At 75.0% G+C, this 19,113-nt stretch carries 14 protein-coding genes; all 14 read right to left on the bottom strand.

Features of this window, described 5'->3' with window-relative positions:
- Positions 1-68 precede the first annotated feature (68 nt).
- The 14 genes from ftsY to AC3WT4_RS09480 all read right to left on the bottom strand — a co-directional run bounded on the left by ftsY (position 69) and on the right by AC3WT4_RS09480 (position 19,036).
- Positions 69-1,250: a signal recognition particle-docking protein FtsY gene (ftsY, locus tag AC3WT4_RS09545; protein ID WP_400109767.1), complete on the bottom strand. Its 1,182-nt coding sequence runs from the start codon at positions 1,248-1,250 to the stop codon at positions 69-71.
- Between the two features lie 29 nt (positions 1,251-1,279).
- Positions 1,280-1,708 carry a hypothetical protein gene (locus AC3WT4_RS09540; protein WP_492315329.1) on the bottom strand — a complete coding sequence of 143 codons (429 nt, stop codon included), beginning with the start codon at positions 1,706-1,708 and terminating at the stop codon, positions 1,280-1,282.
- Between the two features lie 106 nt (positions 1,709-1,814).
- Complete coding sequence (smc, locus tag AC3WT4_RS09535; protein ID WP_492315328.1) at positions 1,815-5,369, bottom strand: chromosome segregation protein SMC; 3,555 nt, start codon at positions 5,367-5,369, stop codon at positions 1,815-1,817.
- 135 nt (positions 5,370-5,504) lie between these two features.
- Positions 5,505-5,957, bottom strand: a complete 453-nt coding sequence (gene ndk / locus AC3WT4_RS09530) for a nucleoside-diphosphate kinase (protein WP_074809971.1) — start codon at positions 5,955-5,957, stop codon at positions 5,505-5,507.
- A 78-nt stretch (positions 5,958-6,035) separates the two neighbouring features.
- Positions 6,036-6,530 carry a DUF4233 domain-containing protein gene (locus tag AC3WT4_RS09525; protein ID WP_492315327.1) on the bottom strand — a complete coding sequence of 165 codons (495 nt, stop codon included), beginning with the start codon at positions 6,528-6,530 and terminating at the stop codon, positions 6,036-6,038.
- Between the two features lie 4 nt (positions 6,531-6,534).
- The gene (locus AC3WT4_RS09520; RefSeq protein ID WP_083385392.1) at positions 6,535-8,253 is read right to left on the bottom strand and encodes an MDR family MFS transporter; all 1,719 of its coding nucleotides are present in this window, start codon (positions 8,251-8,253) and stop codon (positions 6,535-6,537) included.
- 136 nt (positions 8,254-8,389) lie between these two features.
- Positions 8,390-9,088, bottom strand: a complete 699-nt coding sequence (locus AC3WT4_RS09515; RefSeq protein ID WP_492315326.1) for a TetR/AcrR family transcriptional regulator — start codon at positions 9,086-9,088, stop codon at positions 8,390-8,392.
- 65 nt (positions 9,089-9,153) lie between these two features.
- Positions 9,154-9,891, bottom strand: coding sequence for a dihydroxyacetone kinase phosphoryl donor subunit DhaM (gene dhaM / locus AC3WT4_RS09510; RefSeq protein ID WP_492315325.1), 738 nt, complete (start codon positions 9,889-9,891; stop codon positions 9,154-9,156).
- Positions 9,888-10,532, bottom strand: coding sequence for a dihydroxyacetone kinase subunit DhaL (gene dhaL, locus AC3WT4_RS09505; protein ID WP_108047651.1), 645 nt, complete (start codon positions 10,530-10,532; stop codon positions 9,888-9,890). The genes dhaM and dhaL overlap by 4 nt, the downstream gene beginning before the upstream one ends.
- A gap of 69 nt (positions 10,533-10,601) precedes the next feature.
- Entirely contained in the window at positions 10,602-11,597 is a 996-nt protein-coding gene (gene dhaK, locus AC3WT4_RS09500) for a dihydroxyacetone kinase subunit DhaK (protein WP_492315324.1), read from the bottom strand.
- Between the two features lie 143 nt (positions 11,598-11,740).
- A complete protein-coding gene (locus AC3WT4_RS09495; protein ID WP_074809967.1) occupies positions 11,741-13,162 on the bottom strand; it encodes a bifunctional folylpolyglutamate synthase/dihydrofolate synthase in 1,422 nt (473 codons plus the stop codon).
- On the bottom strand, positions 13,159-16,611 hold the full coding sequence (ileS, locus tag AC3WT4_RS09490; RefSeq protein WP_492315330.1) for an isoleucine--tRNA ligase: 3,453 nt from the start codon (positions 16,609-16,611) through the stop codon (positions 13,159-13,161). Before ileS ends, AC3WT4_RS09495 begins: the two co-directional genes overlap by 4 nt.
- Positions 16,612-16,856: 245 nt before the next feature.
- Entirely contained in the window at positions 16,857-17,114 is a 258-nt protein-coding gene (locus AC3WT4_RS09485; protein ID WP_257418470.1) for a hypothetical protein, read from the bottom strand.
- 356 nt (positions 17,115-17,470) lie between these two features.
- Positions 17,471-19,036 carry a molybdopterin-dependent oxidoreductase gene (locus AC3WT4_RS09480; protein ID WP_492315323.1) on the bottom strand — a complete coding sequence of 522 codons (1,566 nt, stop codon included), beginning with the start codon at positions 19,034-19,036 and terminating at the stop codon, positions 17,471-17,473.
- Positions 19,037-19,113: the final 77 nt, after the last annotated feature.

Here is a 19,113-nt window from a genome sequence, read left to right as displayed (position 1 = left end):
GGTTGGCATCGTCGGCAGCGTCAGATGTGGAGAAGAGACAGGGCGTGCGCCCGGCCGCGGCCGGTGCCTCAGCCCCCGAGGAGCCCGTCGACGAACTGCTCCGGGTCGAACGGGGCGAGGTCGTCGGGCCCCTCCCCCAGGCCAACGAGCTTGACGGGCACGCCCAGCTCGCGCTGGACCGCGACGACGATGCCGCCGCGCGCGGTGCCGTCGAGCTTCGTCAGCACGATGCCCGTGACGCCGGCGACCTCGCCGAAGACGCGCGCCTGGTTGAGGCCGTTCTGGCCCGTCGTCGCGTCGAGCACGAGGAGCACCTCCGACAGCGGGGCCTCCTTCGTGATGACGCGCCGGATCTTGCCCAGCTCGTCCATGAGGCCCTGCTTGTTCTGCAGGCGCCCGGCGGTGTCGACGAGCACGACGTCCGCGCCCTCGGTGCGGCCGCGCCGCACGGCGTCGAACGCGACCGCCGCCGGGTCCGCGCCGTCGCGGTCGGACCGGACGGTCGGGACCCCGACGCGCGAGCCCCACGTCTCGAGCTGGTCGGCGGCCGCGGCGCGGAACGTGTCCGCCGCGCCCAGCACCACGCTGCGGTCCTCGGCGACGAGCACGCGCGCGAGCTTGCCGACGGTCGTCGTCTTGCCGGTGCCGTTCACGCCGACGACGAGCACCACGGCCGGCACCGTCGACCCGTCCTCGGCGGTGCGCGGGGAGGTCGCGAGCGAGCGGTCGAGCGTCGGGTCGACGAGCGCCACGAGCTCGGTGCGCAGGAGGTCGCGCACGCTCGCGGCGTCGCGCACCCCGAGGACGCGGACCTTCGTGCGCAGCGCGTCGATGAGCTCGCCGGCCGGCCCGGCGCCGACGTCCGCGAGGAGCAGGGTCTCCTCGAGCTCGTCCCAGTCGTCCTCGGTGAGGTGGTCCCGGGAGAGGACGGAGAGCAGGCGCGCCCCGAGCGGCGAGCCGGAGCGCGCGAGGCGCTCGCGCAGGCGGACGAGCCGACCACCGACGGGCTCCGGGCGCTCGAGCGCGGGCGGAGCGGCGACGTCCGGCTCCGGCGGCGCCTCGGTGGTCGCCGTGCCGGGCGGTGCCTCGACGGCGTCGGGGGCCGTCGCGGGAGGCGCGGCGGGGGCCGTGGGCGGGGGCTCGACGAGGTCGCGGCGACCGCGGCGACGGACCGACACGGTCCCGGCGGTGACGAGGCCGACGACCAGGAGGACGCCGAGGACGATCCAGAGCGGGAGGAGGTCGTTCACCCCGGAAGTCTCTCAGACCGGCGCGGTGCTCACGCCTCGGGAGGACGCTCCCCCGGGTGCAGCGGGCGCACGCGCTCGCGCGCGCGGTGCAGGACGTCGGTGAGCTCCTCTGCGTCGACGTACGCGTTGGACGTCACCTGCGTGGCGGTGAAGAAGTCGTCGATGCTCGTGTCCACGGGCCGCGGCATGCGCACGGTCGCGACGTGCTGGCCCGGGTTGTCGCCACGGCGGCGACGCCGCCGCAGCCCCGAGCGGAAGTCGCGCCAGAAGGCGCGCATCCCCTGCTCGCCGTCCCGTCGGTCACCCGTCGCACCGGTCGACTGCGCCTCGGCGCGCGCGACGACGCTCGCGAACAGGAACACGACCGCGGCGACGCCGAGCGTGAGTCCCAGCCACACGAACATCCAGACCATGCCCTCCAGTATCCGGGCGCCGGAACCTGTCGCGACCGCAGCCACGCCGGGGCTCGTCGATCAGCACCACATCTTCACAAGGCCCGGAATTGCAACGATCCTGGAGGTTCCGCCCAGGTCCGGACGAGGCGGACGGACCACCCCGCGACGGTCAGGCGAGGACCCCCTCGCGGGCCTCGGACATGCGCTGGCTGATCACCGTGGTGACGCCGTCGCCGCGCATCGTCACCCCGTAGAGCGCGTCGGCGATCTCCATGGTGCGCTTCTGGTGCGTGATGACGATGAGCTGCGAGTCCTCCTGGAGCTCGCGGAAGATCTCGAGCAGACGGCCGAGGTTCACGTCGTCCAGGGCGGCCTCGACCTCGTCCATGACGTAGAACGGCGAGGGCCGGGCCTTGAAGATCGCGACGAGGAGCGCGACGGCCGTGAGCGAGCGCTCGCCACCCGACAGCAGCGACAGGCGCTTGACCTTCTTCCCCGCGGGGCGGGCCTCGACCTCGATGCCGGTGGTCAGCATGTCGTCCGGGTCGGTGAGCACCAGGCGGCCCTCGCCACCCGGGAACATGCGCGCGAACACGCGCTCGAACTGCTCGGCGGTGTCGCGGTACGCGTCCGAGAACACCCGCTCGACGCGCTCGTCGATCTCCTTGACGATCTCCAGCAGGTCGGCGCGCGACTTCTTGAGGTCGGCCAGCTGGTCGGCGAGGAACTTGTGCCGCTCCTCCAGCGCGGCGAACTCCTCCAGCGCGAGCGGGTTCACCTTGCCGAGCCGGCCGAGGTCGCGCTCCGCGGCGCGCAGCCGCTTCTCCTGCTGGGCCCGGTCGTACGGGACCGTGCGCGGCTCGTCGTCGTCGGAGGGGACGGGGACCTCGCGGTGCGGGCCGAGCTCCTCGACCAGGACGGCCGGGTCGAGCCCCAGCTCGTCGACGCTGCGCGCCTGGAGCTGCTCGATGCGCAGCTGCTGCTGCGCGCGCGCCACCTCGTCGCGGTGCGCGACGTCGGTCAGCTCCCGCAGGCGCGACGCCAGGTCGTCGACCTCCCGACGCGCAGCCGTCACCGCGGTGTCACGCTCGGCCCGTGCCGCCTCCGCGGCGTCCCGCTCCGCGCCCGCCCGGGCCAGGGACCGGTCGATCGCGGCGAGGGCGAGCGTCGCGCCGTCGCGCACCGCGGACGCGCGCCCCGCCTGCCGCACCCGCGCCGCCTCGCGCCGGGCGGCCCGCTCGCGCGCGTCGCGCTCCGCGGCGGCCGCCCGCGCGAGCGACTGCGCCCGGCCGGCCACCGCGCGCGAGCGCTCCTCGCTCGTGCGCAGGGCGAGCCGCGCCTCGGTCTCGGCCGTGCGCGCGGCCGAGGCGCGCGCGAGAAGACGGTCGCGCTCGGCGCTCGCCTCCGCCACCGCGTCCTCGGACTGCTCCGGCGCCGCCTCCGCGACCTCGAGCCGCTCGACGAGCCCTGCGAGCGTCTCGCGCGCGTCGTCGAGGCCCTGGGACGCCCGCTCCAGCGACGCGCGCACGCGCTCCGCCTCCGCGGCGGCCGAGCGCGCCGTCGCCCCGAGGTGCCCGAGCTGCTCCGCGACCGCGGCGAGCTGCGCGTCGGACTCGTTGAGCCGGTCGAGCGTGTCCTCGTACCGGGCGCGCGCCTCCTGCGCCGCCTCGCGCGCGCCCACGAGGGCGAACCGGGCGCGCTCGGCGCGGGCCGTCGCGTCGGCGTGCGCGGTGCGCGCCTCGTCGAGCGCCGACTGCAGGTGCAGCACGCTCGGCGCCGACGCCGACCCGCCCCACGCGCGCGTCGTCGCGAGGAGGTCCCCGCCCCGCGTCACGACGGCGACGTCCGGGTGCCGCGCCACGAGCGCCCGCGCCTGGCCCAGGTCGTCCACGACGGCCACGCCCGCGAGCAGCGACCGCACCGCCTCGCCGACTCCCCCGGCCGCGGTGACGACGTCGACGGCCCAGCGCGCGCCGTCGGGCAGGTCGACGGCGGCGGGGCCGGGTCCGGTCTCCCCGGTCGCCACGACGAGGCCCGCGCGCCCGGCGTCCTCGGTGCGCAGGTACCGCAGCGCGTCGACCGCGGCGTCGACCGACTCGACCGCGACGGCGTCCGCGGCCGGGCCCAGGGCCGCGGCGACCGCGTCCTCGTAGCCCGCCTCGACGCCGAGCAGCGCGGCGAGCGACCCCACGACGCCGACGCCGTCCGCCGCGAGGAGCGCGCCCGCGCCGTCCTTGCGGTCGAGGCTCAGCTCGAGCGCCTCGATGCGCGCGCTCCACGTCGCGCGCTCCTGGTCCGCGGCGGACGCGTCCGCCTCCAGGCCCCTCACGGCGGCGGTCGTGCGCTCGACCGCGTCCGCCGCCGCCTCGTGCTCGGCGTCCAGGCCCTCCTCGCCCTCCTCGGCGCCGACGACCTGGGTCTCGAGCACCGCGAACTCGGTGCGCGCCTGCGTGCCCCGGTGCTCGGCCTCCGCGAGCGACTCGCGCAGCCGCCCGATCTCGGCCTCCGCGGCCTCGACGCGCGTGCGCTGCGCCGCGACCTGCCCCGCGAGCCGCGCGAGACCCTCGCGGCGGTCCGCGGCACCGCGCAGCAGCGTCGCGACGGCTCGCTCGGCCTCGCCCGCAGCCTGCTCGGCGTCCTCCCGGTCCGTGACCGCGGCGGCGAGCGCGTCCCGCGCGCGGGCGACCTCCGCCTCGAGCTCCGCCTCCGTCGCGCGCACGCGCTCCGCCTGCGCCTCGAGCTCGTCCGGGTCCTGCCCGCGGGGCGCCGCCTCGGGGCGCCCGAGGAGGCGCACGCGCTCCTCGGCGAGCGTCCGCGTGCCGCGCAGCCGCTCGCGCAGCGACGACAGCCGGAACCAGACGTCGGTCGCGGCCCCGAGCGCGGGCGCGGCCTCCGCGGCCTCGCGCTCGAGCCGCCCGAGCGTGTCGCGCGCCGTCGCGAGCGCGCGCTCGACCTCCGCCTGCTGCGCACGCAGGGCCGCCTCGTCGGCGATCTCCTGCTCGAGCGTCGCGGTGAGCTGGGCGAGGTCGTCGGCGAGCAGGCGGGCCCGCGCGTCGCGCAGGTCGGCCTGGATCGTGGCGGCCTTGCGCGCGATCTCCGCCTGCCGCCCCAGCGGGCCGAGCTGGCGCCGGATCTCCGTGGTGAGGTCGGCGAGCCGCGTGAGGTTGGCCTGCATCGCGTCGAGCTTGCGGAGCGCCTTCTCCTTGCGCTTGCGGTGCTTGAGGACGCCCGCGGCCTCCTCGACGAAGCCGCGGCGGTCCTCGGGCGTCGCGCGCAGGACGGCGTCGAGCTGCCCCTGCCCGACGATCACGTGCATCTCGCGGCCGAGGCCCGAGTCGGAGAGGAGGTCCTGGATGTCGAGCAGGCGGCACGCGCTGCCGTTGATCGCGTACTCGGACCCGCCGCTGCGGAACAGCGTGCGGGAGATCGTCACCTCGGTGTAGTCGATCGGCAGGGCGCCGTCGGTGTTGTCGATCGTCAGGGACACCTCGGCGCGCCCGAGCGGGGGCCGGCCGGACGTCCCGGCGAAGATGACGTCCTCCATCTTGCCGCCGCGCAGGGTCTTCGCGCCCTGCTCCCCCATCACCCACGCGAGCGCGTCGACCACGTTCGACTTGCCCGACCCGTTCGGCCCGACGACGCACGTCACGCCGGGCTCGAAGCTCAGCGTCGTCGCGGACGCGAACGACTTGAAGCCGCGCAGCGTCAGGGTCTTGAGGTGCACGGACCCGAGCCTAGTGCGGTGCTCCCACGATCCTGCGGACGTCCGGGACCGGTCGTGGCGGACCGCGGTCACCGCTGCCGGGACGCGAACGCCCCGCCCCGGAGGACCGGGACGGGGCGGGAGCGGACGTGCGGGTCAGCCGAGCTCGGGGAACCAGAGCGCGATCTCGCGCGCGGCGGACTCGGGCGAGTCCGACCCGTGCACGAGGTTCTGCTGGACCTTGAGGCCCCAGTCGCGGCCGAGGTCGCCGCGGATCGTGCCGGGCAGCGCCTCGGTCGGGTTGGTCGCGCCGGCGAGCGAGCGGAAGCCGGGGATGACGCCCTGGCCCTCGGCCACGACCGCGAGGACCTTGCCCGAGAGCATGAAGTCGACGAGCGGCTGGAAGAACGGCTTGCCCTCGTGCTCGGCGTAGTGGGCGGCGAGCAGCTCGGGCGTCGCGTCGAGCAGGCGCACGGCGGTGAGCGTGTAGCCCTTGGCCTCGACGCGCCGGAGGATCTCGCCGGACAGGCCGCGGCGGACGCCGTCGGGCTTGACGAGGATGAGGGTGCGCTCGATGGTCTCGGTCAGTGCGGGTGCGACGTCGGTCATGGTCGCCGAGCCTACCGGCCGCCGGGACGTGGGCCGCGCCCGGCGGCCGCCCGTCCGGCCGCGTGCGCGCCGTGCGGGTCAGCCGGCGTTGGGCGCGGTCTCGGGGTGCTCGGCGTCGTAGGCCGCGCGCTCGCGGTCGATGCGCCCGCCGAGGCGGATCGAGACGATCCACAGGACGACGAAGAGGCCGCCCACGAGGAACATCATCGGCACGACCAGCCCGAGCGCGAGCACGGGCACCTGGACCACGGACCCGGCGACGTACCCGCCGGGGGTCCCCACCATGCGCGACAGCACGACGAGCACGACGGCGAGCACCCCGCCCACGATCCAGATCGACGACGCGGAGGGCAGCTCGAGCGGGCCGCGCGAGTACGGGACGTCGCGCAGGCCGTAGGCCACGAGCGTCGCGAACACGACGAGGAACGCCTCGAGCAGGAGCGTGGTCGACGCGAACTGGACCTTCGCGGGCTTCTTGGGCTTGATGCGGTCGCCCGGGGACGGGCGCACCGGGCCCGCCGCGCGGCCGTGGCGGGACGGCTGCGCGGCGGGTTGCGACGGCGAGGTGCTCACCCGGTCAGGATACCGGCGCGTCGTCGCGCTCCCGGCTCCCGGGGCGCTCGTCGTCCGGTCCCCGGCCGCCCGCGGGCACGACGACCGCGGCGCCCTCGGCGTCGCCCGTCGCGGGGGCGTCCTCGCGCAGGTCGCCGTGGTCGGCGACGGCCTCGCCGCGCGCGACCATCCCGGCGACGTCGGAGAGCTTGACCTCGCGCAGGAACAGCGCGAGCACGAACCCGACGAGGACGAGCGGGACCAGGTACCAGAACGCGGGGGCGAGCGCGTCGGTGAACGCGTCGACGACGCCGGTGTGGACCGGCTCGGGGAGCTGCTGGACCATCTCGGGCGTGAGCGACGAACCCTCGGCGCCGGCCGGGGCACCCCCCGGCACGCCCCCGAAGACGCCCTCGAGGTTGTCGGCGAGCCGCGACGTGAAGATGGTGCTGAACAGCGCCGTCCCGACGGCCGCGCCGATCTCGCGGAAGAAGTTGTTCGCGCTCGTGGCGGTCCCGATCTCGTGCGGGTCGACCGAGTTCTGCACGGCGAGCACGATCGTCTGCATGACGAGGCCCATGCCGGCGCCCATGACGAAGATCATCGCGCCGAAGAGCCACATCGACATGTCGCCCGTGATCCGCGTGAGCCAGACCATCCCGGCCGCGGTGATCGCGAGACCGACCACGGGGTAGATCTTGTACCGCCCGGTCTTCGTGATCGCGACACCGGACCCGATCGCCGTGATCATGACGCCGACCATCATCGGGAGCATGAGGAACCCGGACTCGGTGACCCCCGCGCCCGTGGACATCTGGAGGAACGTCGGCAGGAACGCGAGCGCCGAGAACATGCCCATGCCGAGCACGAGGCCGATGAGCGTCGCGATGGTGAAGGTCCGGTTCTTGAACAGGTGCAGCGGGAGCAGCGGCTCCTCGGCGCGGTTCTCGACGAGGACGAACGCGGCGACCGACACCACGACGGCCGCGACGAGGCCGAGCAGCCACGGGTCGGACCAGTCGTAGCCCGACGACGTCGTGAGCGACTCCCAGCTCGTCACCAGGACGATGCCGGACGTCGCCACGACGAGGAAGAAGATGCCCGCGACGTCGATCTTGCGGCCCGAGCGGTGCGACGGGAGCTTGAGCGCGACCCAGGCGACGACGAACGCGGCGACGCCGATGGGGACGTTGATCCAGAAGGCCCAGCGCCAGCCCGGGCCCTCGGTGAACCAGCCGCCCAGGAGCGGGCCGATGACCGCGGCGATGCCGAAGAGCGCGCCCATGGGGCCCATGTACTTGCCGCGGTCCTTGGCGGGCACGATGTCGGCGATGATCGCCTGCGACAGGATCATCAGGCCGCCGCCGCCGAGGCCCTGCACGCCGCGCCAGGCGACGAGCTCGGGGAACGACTGCGCGAACCCGGCACCGGCCGACGCGACCGTGAAGAGGCCGATCGCGACGAGGAACGGCCAGCGGCGGCCCCAGAGGTCGCCGAACTTGCCGTAGAGCGGCATGACGATCGCGATCGCCAGGATGTAGGCCGTGATGACCCAGCCCTGGTGCTCGACGCCGTGGAGCTCGCCGACGATCGTCGGCATCGCCGTGCCGACGATGGACTGGTCGAGCGAGGACAGGAACATCGACGCCATGAGCGCGCCGAAGATCACCCACACGGTGCGCGGGGTGAGCACGACGAGCGGCTTGCCGCCGTCGACGGGTGGTGCTGCGGTGGAGGAGGCCATGAGGATCCGGTTCGGTCGGGACGGACGGGCGCACGCCGACGGGCGCGGCCCGTCGTCGGGTGGGGGCTGGTGAGGTGCGGGAGGTCGGGTGGGAGACCCGAGCGGTGGTGTCCCCGGACGGGGCGAGGGGCTGCGGTCAGGTGCCCGCGGGATCGGGGGCGCGCGTGTCGTGGAGCAGCGCGCGGAGCTGGTCGACGACGCCGGGCAGGTGGTCCACGGGCTCGTCCTCGCAGCCGTGCTGCTGCCACTCGACCGTGCTCGCCCGCAGGAGGCTCATGACGACGAGCGCCAGGAGCTCGGGGTCGGGGACGAACGGGCGGACCGCGCGTCGTGCGACGAACATCTCGACGAGCTCGGCGCGGTGGCCCTCGACCCACGCGACGTGGCGGGCGACGAGGTGCGGCTCGCGCTGCACGAGCTCGAGCGTGCGCGCCATGCGCTGCGGGGTGACGACCTCGTGCGCGAGCACGTCGGCCACGACGACCTCGAGGTCGTCGAGGAGCGCGCCCGTCGGACCGCCCGCGACGAAGGCCGCGACGACCTCCGGGCGGACCGAGAAGTCCTCGAGGCCGAGCACGGCGTCGTCCTTGGCGGGGAAGTAGTTGAAGAACGTGCGCGGCGAGACGCCGACGGCAGCGCAGATGTCCTCGACCGTCACGGCGTCGAGGCCGCGCTCGAGGACGAGGGTCTGCGCGGCGCCGACGAGGGCCTCGCGGCGCGCGCGCTTCTTGCGCTCCCGGAGCCCGCCGGACGACGGCGCGAGGCATGCCGCGGCCCGCTCGGCCACCGAGGGGCGAGCGGGCACGTCAGGCAGGGTCGTCGGCACGAGGACCATTCTTGCATCCTCTGCAATTTTGCATCAACTGCAATGTCGGGTGACGGAGGTCACACCGCACCGGGTCAGACCTCGCCGAACCCGCCCTCCACGGCCTCGACGACCGCGCGCACGGCGTCCGCGGCCTGCGGCCCCGCCCCCGTGACCGTGAGCTCCTGCCCCCCGGTCGCGCCGAGCTTCATGAGCTCGAGGACGCTCGCCCCGTTGACGCCGTCGATCGCGACGCTCGCGTCGAACCCCGCGACCAGGCGGGCGAGCACGGCGGCGGGGCGGGCGTGCAGGCCGAGCGGGTTGCGCAGCGTCACGACGGCGCGGGCCTCCCCCGCCGGTGCGGTGCCGTCCGCCGCGGGCTCCTCCCCGGGCTCCGGCGCGGCGGCGGGGACGGCGAACGTGCCGCCCGCGTGCTCCGCGGACGCGAGGACCTCCGCGACGTCGCCGCCGCCGTGCGCGGTGACGGCCGCCGCGACGGCACCCTCGACGAACGGCGCGTCCGCGAGCAGCACCCGGCCGTCGAAGCCGTCCTCCAGGTCCAGCACGGACTCGACCGTCATCACGGCCGACCCCAGGTCCGCGAGCACGACGACGCCGTCCGCGACGCGCAGCGCCTCCTCGATCGCCCCGGAGACGCGGTCGTAGCTCGTGCCGAGCCCGCCGTCGTCCGTCCCGCCCGCCGCGAGCAGCAGGACCCCGGGGGCCATCTGCGCGGACAGCTCGACGGCTCCCTGCGCGAGGCGCTGCGAGTGCGAGACGAGGACGAGCGCGACCCGGGCCCGGGTGCCGACCGGTCCGGCCACGCCGCTCACGCCGCCGCCGCGTCGCGCGCGGCCTCGAGCAGGATCGCGGTCGACGTCGCGCCCGGGTCCTGGTGGCCCGCGCTGCGCTCGCCGAGATAGCTCGCCCGGCCCTTCGTCGCGACGAGCGGCGCGGTCGCCTCGGCGCCCTCGCGCGCGGCCCGGGCGGCGGCGGCGAGGACGTCGGCCGTCGAGCCGCCGGCGTCGGCCGCGGCCTCCGCCGCGTCGACCGCGGGCTGCCAGGCGTCGACCATCGTCTTCTCGCCGACCTGCGCCTTGCCGCGCGCGGAGATGCCCTCGAGCGCGCCCTCGAGCAGCGCGACGACGCCGTGCGCGTCGAGCTCCGCGAGGCCGGTCACCTTCGCGGCGCGCAGGTACGCGGTCCCGTAGAGCGGACCCGAGGCGCCGCCGACCGACGACATGAGCGTCGTGGCCACGAGCTTGAGCACGTCGCCGATCTGGCCGGGCGGCTGCTCCCCGGCGGCCGCCCCGTCGAGCTTGGCGACCACCGCGCGGAACCCCCGGTCGAGGTTCTCGCCGTGGTCACCGTCACCGATCTGGCGGTCCAGCTCCGTCAGCTCGTCCCGTGCCGCCGCGATCCGCTCCGCGCTCAGCCGGGTCCATCGCTCGGCCCAGGCCACGTCCAGCGTCATGCCCCACCTCTCCTCGCCGTCGAGCCGGCGGTGCGCCGGCTCCCGGAGACTGCACGAAAGGGCACCCGCTCACCAGCGCAGCGCAGCCGTGTGGACGGGAGCGTCCCACAGGGCGGTGAGCTCGTCGTCCAGGCGCAGCACGGTGACCGACGCACCCTGCATCTCCAGCGACGTGACGTAGTTGCCGACGAGCGAGCGCGTCACGCGTACGCCGCGCCCTTCGAGCAGCCTCCTCGCCTGACGATAGACGACGTACAGCTCGGACAGCGGGGTACCGCCCATTCCGTTAACGAACAGCAACACGTCCTCGCCGTCGGCGAGGGCCAGGTCGTCCGCCACGGGGTCGACCAGCCGCTGCGTGATCTCGTCCGCCGACGCGAGCGGGATCCGGTGCCGCCCGGGCTCGCCGTGGATCCCGATGCCGATCTCCACCTCGTCGTCGGCGAGGTCGAAGCTCGGCCTGCCCACGTGCGGCACCGTGCACGCGGTGAGCGCGACGCCCATCGAGCGCACGTTCGCCACGACGCGCCCGGCGATCTCCGTCACGGTGCCGAGGTCGTCGCCGCGCTCGGCCGCCGCGCCCGCGATCTTCTCGACCGCGACCGTCCCGGCGACGCCGCGCCGGCCCGCGGTGTAGAGCGAGTCCTCGACCGCGACGTCGTCGTTGACGAGGATGCTCGTGACCTGCGTGCCCTCCGCCTCGACGAGCTCGACCGCCGTCTCGAAGTTCAGCACGTCGCCCGTGTAGTTCTTGACGATCGCGAGCACGCCGGCGCCCGAGTCGGCGCCGAGGATCGCCGGGACGATCTGGTCGGGCGTCGGCGAGGTGAACACCGCGCCCGGGACCGCGGCGTCGAGCATGCCCGGGCCGACGAAGCCCGCGTGCAGCGGCTCGTGGCCCGAGCCGCCGCCCGAGACCAGCCCGACCTTGCCGGCCACCGGACCGCCGACGCGCGACACGTACGGCGGCGCGAGGTGCACCTGCACGAGGTCGGCGTGCGCCTGGCCGAAGCCCTCGAGGGACTCCGTCACCGCGTCCTGGGGATCGTTGAGCAGCTTCTTCACCGGTCATCCCTCCATCGGTCCGTGCGCCCGGTGCTCCGGGCGCCGACAGCCCCCGCGACGCCGTCGGTCCCCGCCCGGCGTGCCGCCGCCGTCGCCGCCTCCATCAAACACCCGGCCGCCGCGCGCCGCGCGGCGTCCGGGCGTCAGCCGCGACCGAGCAGGACGCGCGCGTCGGCGACGGTCACGACGGAGCCCGTGACCAGGACGCCCGTGCCCGTGCCGACCCCCACGGCGTCGTCGCGCTCCACCAGGTCGACCGCCACCTGGAGCGCCTCGTCGAGACGCTCGGTGCTGTGCACGCGGTCCTCGCCGAAGACGTCGGCGGCGAGCTCGGCGAGCTCCGTCGGGTCGGCCGAGCGCTCCGAGCTGTTGCGCGTCACGACGATCTCCGCGAGCACCGGCTCGAGCGCCGCGAGCAGCGGCTCGGCGTCCTTGTCGGCCATGATCGCGACGACGCCGACGAGGTGGCGCAGGTCGAACGCCTCGCCGAGCGCGGTCGCGAGCGCCTCGGCCCCCGCGGCGTTGTGCGCCGCGTCGACGAGGACGGTCGGGCTCGACCGCACGACCTCGAGCCGGCCGGGCGACGTGACGTCCGCGAAGGCCGCCTCGACGAGCGGGCCGTCGAGCGCCCGGCCGCCGAGGAACGCCTCCACCGCGCCGAGCGCGAGCAGCGCGTTGTGCGCCTGGTGCTCGCCGTGCAGCGGGAGGAACACCTCGGTGTAGAGCGCCGCGGGCGTGCGCAGGTCGAGGAGCTGGCCGCCGACCGCGACCTGGCGCGCGGCCACGTCGAGGTCGACGCCCTCGCGCAGCAGGCGCGCGCCGACGCGCTCCGCCCGGGCGCGGAGCACCTCCTCGACCTCGGGGCGCTGCGCCGCGGAGACGACGGTCGCGCCCTCCTTGACGATGCCCGACTTGACCGTCGCGATCTCCTCGAGCGTGCTCCCGAGCCACCGCTCGTGGTCGAGCGCGACGGGCGTCACGACGGCGACCTCCGCGTCGACCACGTTGGTCGAGTCCCACTCGCCGCCCATGCCGACCTCGACGATCGCGACGTCGACGGGCGTGTCCGCGAACGCGGCGAACGCCACGGCCGTGAGGACCTCGAAGAAGCTGAGCTGCGACTGCCCGGTCTCCGCGAGCTCCGCGTCGACGACCTGCACGTACGGGTAGACGTCCTCCCACACCTCGACGAACCGTCGTGCCGAGAGGGGCTCGCCGTCGACGACGATCCGCTCGGTGACGCTCGTCAGGTGCGGGCTCGTGAACAGGCCGGTGCGCAGGCCGTGCTCGCGCACGAGGCGCTCCGCGACGCGCGCGGTGCTCGTCTTGCCGTTGGTGCCGGTGAGGTGGATCGTCCGGAACGCGTGCTGCGGGTCCCCCAGCAGCTCGAACAGACGCCGGACCCGGTCGATCGTCGGGTCGAAGTCGTGCTCGGGAGCACGCGACACGATGTGCTGGTAGACGCGTTCCAGGTCCGCCTGGGCGGCGGCGTCCTCCGCCGCCGCGCGGGCGTCCTTCGCGCTCTGCCGGCGCGCGGCGCCCGGGTCCTTGCGCGCGGCGCTCACAGGACCACCGCCGTGTCCGGAACGGTGTCGTCGGCCTTCTGGACGCGCACGGAGCGGACGTCGGTCGGCGACGTCTCGACGACGACCTCGACCGCGAGCGTCTCGCGCGCGACGAGGTCACGGTGCCCCTCGACCGCCGCGAGCCACTCGCCCGGCACGTCGAGCCAGAGCCGGATGCGGTCCGCGACGTCGAGCCCGGCGGCCTTGCGTGCGTCCTGCACGTCACGGATCACGTCGCGCGCGTAGCCCTCGGCGAGCAGCGCGTCGTCGAGCGCGAGGTCGAGGACGGCGAACCCGCCGCTCGCGAGCACCGCGGCGGCGACGCTCGGCGCCTCGCCCGCAGCGACGCCGCGGTCGGCGACCACCGTCGTCAGCTCGTACTCCGCGGGCAGGAGCGCGACGTCGCCGTCGTCCGTCGTCACGACGACCTCCCCGGCGTCGTCCACGCGCCACGCGCCGGCCTTCGCGGCCTTGATGACGGCCTGGACGCCGCGGCCCAGGCGCGGGCCCGCGGCGCGCGCGTTGACCGCGAGGCGCTGCGTGATGCCGAAGCGTTCCGCGGCGTCCGAGTCGGTCGACTCGAGCTCGACGGCTTTGACGTTGAGCTCGCGCGCCAGCAGGTCCGTGTACGGCGCGAGCGCCTCCGGGTCGTCCACGACGACCGTGAGCCGCGCGAGCGGCTGGCGCACCCGGAGCTGGTGCGCCTTGCGCAGGCCGAGCGCGGCCGACGCGACGGCGCGGACCTCGTCCATCGCGGCGACGAGCGCCGGGTCGGCGACGAGGGACGCGTCCGGGACGTGCCGCACGGCCCCGGCGGACGAGCCGTCCTCGCCGACGAACCGCTCCCCGACCTCCTCGGTGGACGCCGGCCAGTCGGTGAGGTGGACCGAGCGCCCGCCGGTCAGGCCGCGCCACACCTCTTCCGCGAGCAGCGGGGCGAGCGGCGCCATGACGCGCGTGAGCGTCTCGAGCGCCGTGTACAGCGTGTCGAACGCGTCCGCGTCCTCGGACCAGAACCGGTCGCGCTGGGTGCGCACGTACCAGTTCGTCAGGACGTCGAGGTGCTCGCGCACGGTCTCGCACGCGCCCGCGATGTCGTACGCGTCGAGCTGCCCGGTCACGCGCACCACGAGGTCGTGGGTGCGCGCGAGCAGGTAGCGGTCGAGCGCCGGGAGCCCGGCCACGCGCTCGGGCGCCACGCGCTGCGCGACGTACCCGCCGCCGTCGGGCACCGCGCCGCCGCTCCGGGCCTGCGCCTTCGACGTGTTGGCGTACAGCGTGAAGAAGTAGTAGGTGCTCCACAGCGGCAGCAGCACCTGGCGCACCGCGTCGCGGATCCCGTCCTCGGTGACGACGAGGTTGCCGCCGCGCAGGATCGGCGAGCTCATGAGGAACCAGCGCATCGCGTCGGAGCCGTCGCGGTCGAAGACCTCGTTGACGTCCGGGTAGTTGCGCAGCGACTTGCTCATCTTGCGGCCGTCGGAGCCCAGCACGATGCCGTGCGAGACGGCCGAGCGGAACGCCGGGCGGTCGAACAGCGCGGTCGCGAGGACGTGCAGCGTGTAGAACCAGCCGCGCGTCTGGCCGATGTACTCGACGATGAAGTCGCCGGGGTTGTGGTGCTCGAACCAGTCGGTGTTCTCGAACGGGTAGTGCACCTGCGCGTAGGGCATCGACCCCGAGTCGAACCAGACGTCCATGACGTCCTCGACGCGGCGCATGGTCGAGCGGCCCGTCGGGTCGTCCGGGTTCGGCCGCGTGAGACGGTCGACGAACGGGCGGTGCAGGTCCGGCTCGCCCTTCTCGTTGCGCGGGAGCGTGCCGAAGTCGCGCTCGAGCTCGGCGAACGAGCCGTACACGTCGACGCGCGGGTGCTGCGGGTCGTCCGAGCGCCACACCGGCACCGGGCTGCCCCAGAACCGGTTGCGCGTGATCGACCAGTCGCGCGCGTTCTCGAGCCACTTGCCGAACTGGCCGTGCTGGATGTGCTCGGGCGTCCAGGAGATCTGCTCGTTGAGCTCGACCATGCGGTCCTTGAACTTCGACACCGCGACGAACCACGACGACACGCCCATGTAGATGAGCGGCTGCCGGCAGCGCCAGCAGTGCGGGTAGGAGTGCGCGTACGACTCGCGGCGCAGCAGCACCGTGCCCGGGCTCGTGGCACCGAGCGCGAGGTCCGGGGTCTGCTCGCCCGCGGCGACCGCGGCGTCGTGCCGCGTCCGACCCTTGAGGTGGTCGATGATGAGCGCGTTCGCGTCGAAGACCTGGAGGCTCTCGTAGTCGACGACGGGGAACACGAACTTGCCGTCGGACGCGACCGGCAGCACCGGCTCGACGCCCTCGCGGTCCGAGACGACCTTGTCCTCCTCGCCGAACGCGCCGGCGTTGTGCACGAGCCCGGTGCCGTCCGTGGTCGTGACGAAGTCCGCCTCGACGACGCGGTGCGCGCCGGCGTGCCCGGCGAAGTAGGAGAACGGCGGCGTGTACGACCGCCCGACGAGGTCGGCGCCCGTGAGCCGCTCCACGACCTGCGTCGTCACGTCCTCGACGCCCTCGTCGGCGAGCTCGCGCGCGTACGCGCCGAGGCGCTCCGCCGCGATGACGTAGCGCTCCTTCACGCCCGTGAACGACGACTCCACGACGACGTACTCGACGTCGGGCCCGACCATGACGAACAGGTTGGACGGCAGCGTCCAGGGCGTCGTGGTCCAGATGAGCGCGAGCTCGCCCGTCTCGAGCCGGAAGCCGACGGTCACCGCGGGGTCCTGGCGGACCTGGTACACGTCCTCGTCCATGCGCAGCTCGTGGTTGGACAGCGGCGTCTGGTCGTTCCAGCAGTACGGCAGGACGCGGAAGCCCTCGTAGACCAGGCCCTTGTCGTAGAGCTGCTTGAACGCCCACAGGACCGACTCCATGAACGTCGGGTCGAGCGTCTTGTAGTCGTGCTCGAAGTCGACCCAGCGCGCCTGGCGGGTCACGTAGTCCTGCCACTCGCTCGTGTACTTGAGCACCGACGCGCGGCACGCGTCGTTGAACCGCTCGATCCCCAGCTCGAGGATCTCCTCCTTGGTCTTGATCCCGAGCTGGTCCATCGCCTCGAGCTCGGCGGGCAGGCCGTGCGTGTCCCAGCCGAAGCGGCGCTCGACGTGCTTGCCGCGCATCGTCTGGTAGCGCGGCACGACGTCCTTCGCGTAGCCCGTGAGCAGGTGCCCGTAGTGGGGCAGGCCGTTCGCGAAGGGCGGGCCGTCGTAGAAGACGAACTCGTTGCTGCCGTTCTCCCCGGCGGGGTTGCGCTCGACCGAGGCGCGGAACGTGTCGTCCGCCTCCCAGTAGGCGAGGACCTCGCGCTCGATCGCGGGCAGGTCCGGGGACGCGGGGACGCCGAACGCGGCCCCGGGGTGCGAGTCGGCGGCGGACGAGGGTGCGCGGTGCAGCGGATAGGCCATGGTCTCGAGGACTCCGGTGAGGTAGCGGCCGGCGGGGTGTCCGCCGTGGTGGTACGGGTCGGTCGTGCTCTCCTGCGAGGACGACTCCCCCACCAGGGGCGGGCTCGCCGCGGTACCACCTCGCTTGCCGGCGCCGTGCCCGCAGGTGCCCGACGTCGTCGGGCACCACGGGCGGTCGCCGACCGCTCGTCGCAGGCTGTGACGGGCCCACCCGTCCGGGTCTAGTGAGGACCTGCCGCGGGCCGTCAGGCCTGCCCCGCGGCGGGGTTCCCGTTCTTCCGGAGGCTCACCGGTGATGGCCGGGTCGACGCCTGTGCCTCCATGGTAGCCGCCGCCCGGCGGCGCGCGGTGTAGGCGTCGATGTCGCGCGCGACGAGCCACTCGAGCGTGAGCGGCGGCCCGGCGGCGGCCGACGGGGCGAGGGCGGGAGCGGCGGGGAGGGCGGGCGCCGACGACGGCACCGTGGTCGGGCGGTAGCGGGGGAAGTGCGGGGGAACGTACATGGTGGTCTCGCGTCCTGTGCTCGGCTGGCGTCCGTGGGTGCAGACCCGGTCGTGGCGTCGGACTCATCGCTGAGCCGTGGCGCGGGACCGGCGACCGTCACGCCCCGTCGCAGGGAGGGAGGGGCGGGAGGCTGCTCGCGGACACCAGGTCGAGGCTGCGCAGGGCGCCGCGAGCCCTCAACAACAGGTGGCGGAGACGACCCGCGGGCGCGCGAGGACGAGCGTGCTGCTCGTGGGGCGCGCGGGGGTCACGAGCACATGGTGCCAGCACGTCCGCGGCGGGACAACCTCCGGTCCACCACCCGGACCCGGAGGCGCTCCGTCGTGCCGCGCGCCCGGCCCTTCGCCCGGGCCGCTCACCGCACGCGGACGGCGACCTCGTGCCAGCCCGACGCGCCGTCGGGCGCGGGCGGGGCGACGTCGGCCGTCTGAGTGCGCCCGTCGGCGTCCGTGGCGCGGACCGTCAGCCGGTGCTCCCCCGGCGTCGCGTCCCACGCGTACGACCACTGCCGCCACGTGTCGGGGCCGACCGTGGCGGCGAGCGTCGCGGCGCGCCACGGGCCGTCGTCCACGCGCACCTCGACGCCCTCGACGCCCGTGTGCTGGGCCCAGGCCACGCCCGCGACGACGACGTCCCCCGCGTCCACGGCCGCCCCGTCGCGCGGGGTGTCGACGCGCGACGCGAGCTTGATCGGTCCGCGCTCCGACCACCCGCGCGTGGACCAGTAGGCGACGTCGTCGGCGAACGTCGTGACCGTGAGCTCGGTGACCCACTTCGTCGCGGACACGTAGCCGTACAGCCCGGGCACGACGAGCCGGGCGGGGAACCCATGCTCGGCCGGCAGCGCCTCGCCGTTCATCCCGACGGCGAGCAGGCTCGCCCGGTCGGGGTCGGTGAGGGCGTCGAGCGGCGTGCTCGCCGTCCACCCGTCGGCGCTCGTGGACAGCACCATGTCCGCGCCGTCCTGCACGCCCGCGCGCGCGAGCAGCTCGCGCACCGGGTACCCGAGCCACCGCGCGTTGCCCACGAGGTCCCCGCCGACCTCGTTGGACACGCACGTGAGCGTGAGGTGGTGCTCGACGAGCGGGAGCGCGAGCAGCTCGTCGAGCGTGATCTCGAACGGGTCGTCGACGAGCCCGGAGACGCGCAGCGTCCACGACGCCGGGTCGACCTGGGGCACGCGCAGCGCCGTGTCGATGCGGTAGAAGTCCGCGTTCGGGGTGACGTACGGCGCGAGCCCGGGGACGCGCAGGTCCGCCCCGGCAGGGACGGCGGGGGCCGGGGTCGCGGGGGCGGGCAGCCGCAGCGCGTCGCGCGCCGCCGTCACCGCGCGCGAGCCGGCGGACACCGCGCGCGACGTCGCCAGCGCCACGACGCCGGCGGCCGCCGCCAGGCCCGTGACGAGGAGGAACCGGCGGCGGTCGAGGCCGCCGGGCGCGGCCGTCGGGTCGACGCCGGAGGGCGCGGCCGGGCCGCGCAGCGTCCTGAGCGTCGCGCGCAGCAGCAGCACGGCGACCCCCACGCCGACCAGGCTGGGCAGCGCCCAGGCCACGTCCCCGCCGGGCCGGGTGGTGGCGGCGACCGCCCCGACCACCCCGACGGCGGCAAGGAGCAGCGTGCCGGACGGCGGGCGGCGGAGCTCGAGCCAGCCGCTCAGGGCGGCACCCGCGGCGAGCACGACGCCCATGACCCCGAGCAGCACCGCCTTGTCCGCGGTGCCGAAGGTCGCCACGGCCCAGTCCTTGAGGGGCCCCGGCACCGCGTCGACGACGCCCGCCCCGGCGGCGAACAGCGGGCTCGACCCGGGTGCGATGACGGCCGCGACGAGCTCGGCGACGGCGAACCCGACGGCCGCCGCGACGACGCCCGCGAGCGCCGCCCGTCCGCCCGCGTGCCCGGCTGCCTGCCGCTGCCCCGTCATGCGCGTCCTCCCGTGGTCCAGTAGACGCCGGGCCGGCCCCGGGCGCCATCGTCGGTTCGGAGCGGCGCCGCTCCCGG

The organism is Cellulosimicrobium sp. EB106-03-01-XG111 (assembly GCF_058792115.1).
The sequence above is the reverse complement of the archived record's forward strand: the minus strand, read 5'-3'. Positions and strand labels throughout refer to the sequence as shown.

Coding starts and splice junctions, on each gene's coding strand:
- ndk (WP_074809971.1), bottom strand. CDS start 5,957: ATGACCGACGTCGCACCCGCACTGACCGAGACCATCGAGCGCACCCTC.
- ileS (WP_492315330.1), bottom strand. CDS start 16,611: ATGGCCTATCCGCTGCACCGCGCACCCTCGTCCGCCGCCGACTCGCAC.
- AC3WT4_RS09520 (WP_083385392.1), bottom strand. CDS start 8,253: ATGGCCTCCTCCACCGCAGCACCACCCGTCGACGGCGGCAAGCCGCTC.
- AC3WT4_RS09515 (WP_492315326.1), bottom strand. CDS start 9,088: ATGGTCCTCGTGCCGACGACCCTGCCTGACGTGCCCGCTCGCCCCTCG.
- AC3WT4_RS09485 (WP_257418470.1), bottom strand. CDS start 17,114: ATGTACGTTCCCCCGCACTTCCCCCGCTACCGCCCGACCACGGTGCCG.
- AC3WT4_RS09480 (WP_492315323.1), bottom strand. CDS start 19,036: ATGACGGGGCAGCGGCAGGCAGCCGGGCACGCGGGCGGACGGGCGGCG.
- dhaL (WP_108047651.1), bottom strand. CDS start 10,532: ATGACGCTGGACGTGGCCTGGGCCGAGCGATGGACCCGGCTGAGCGCG.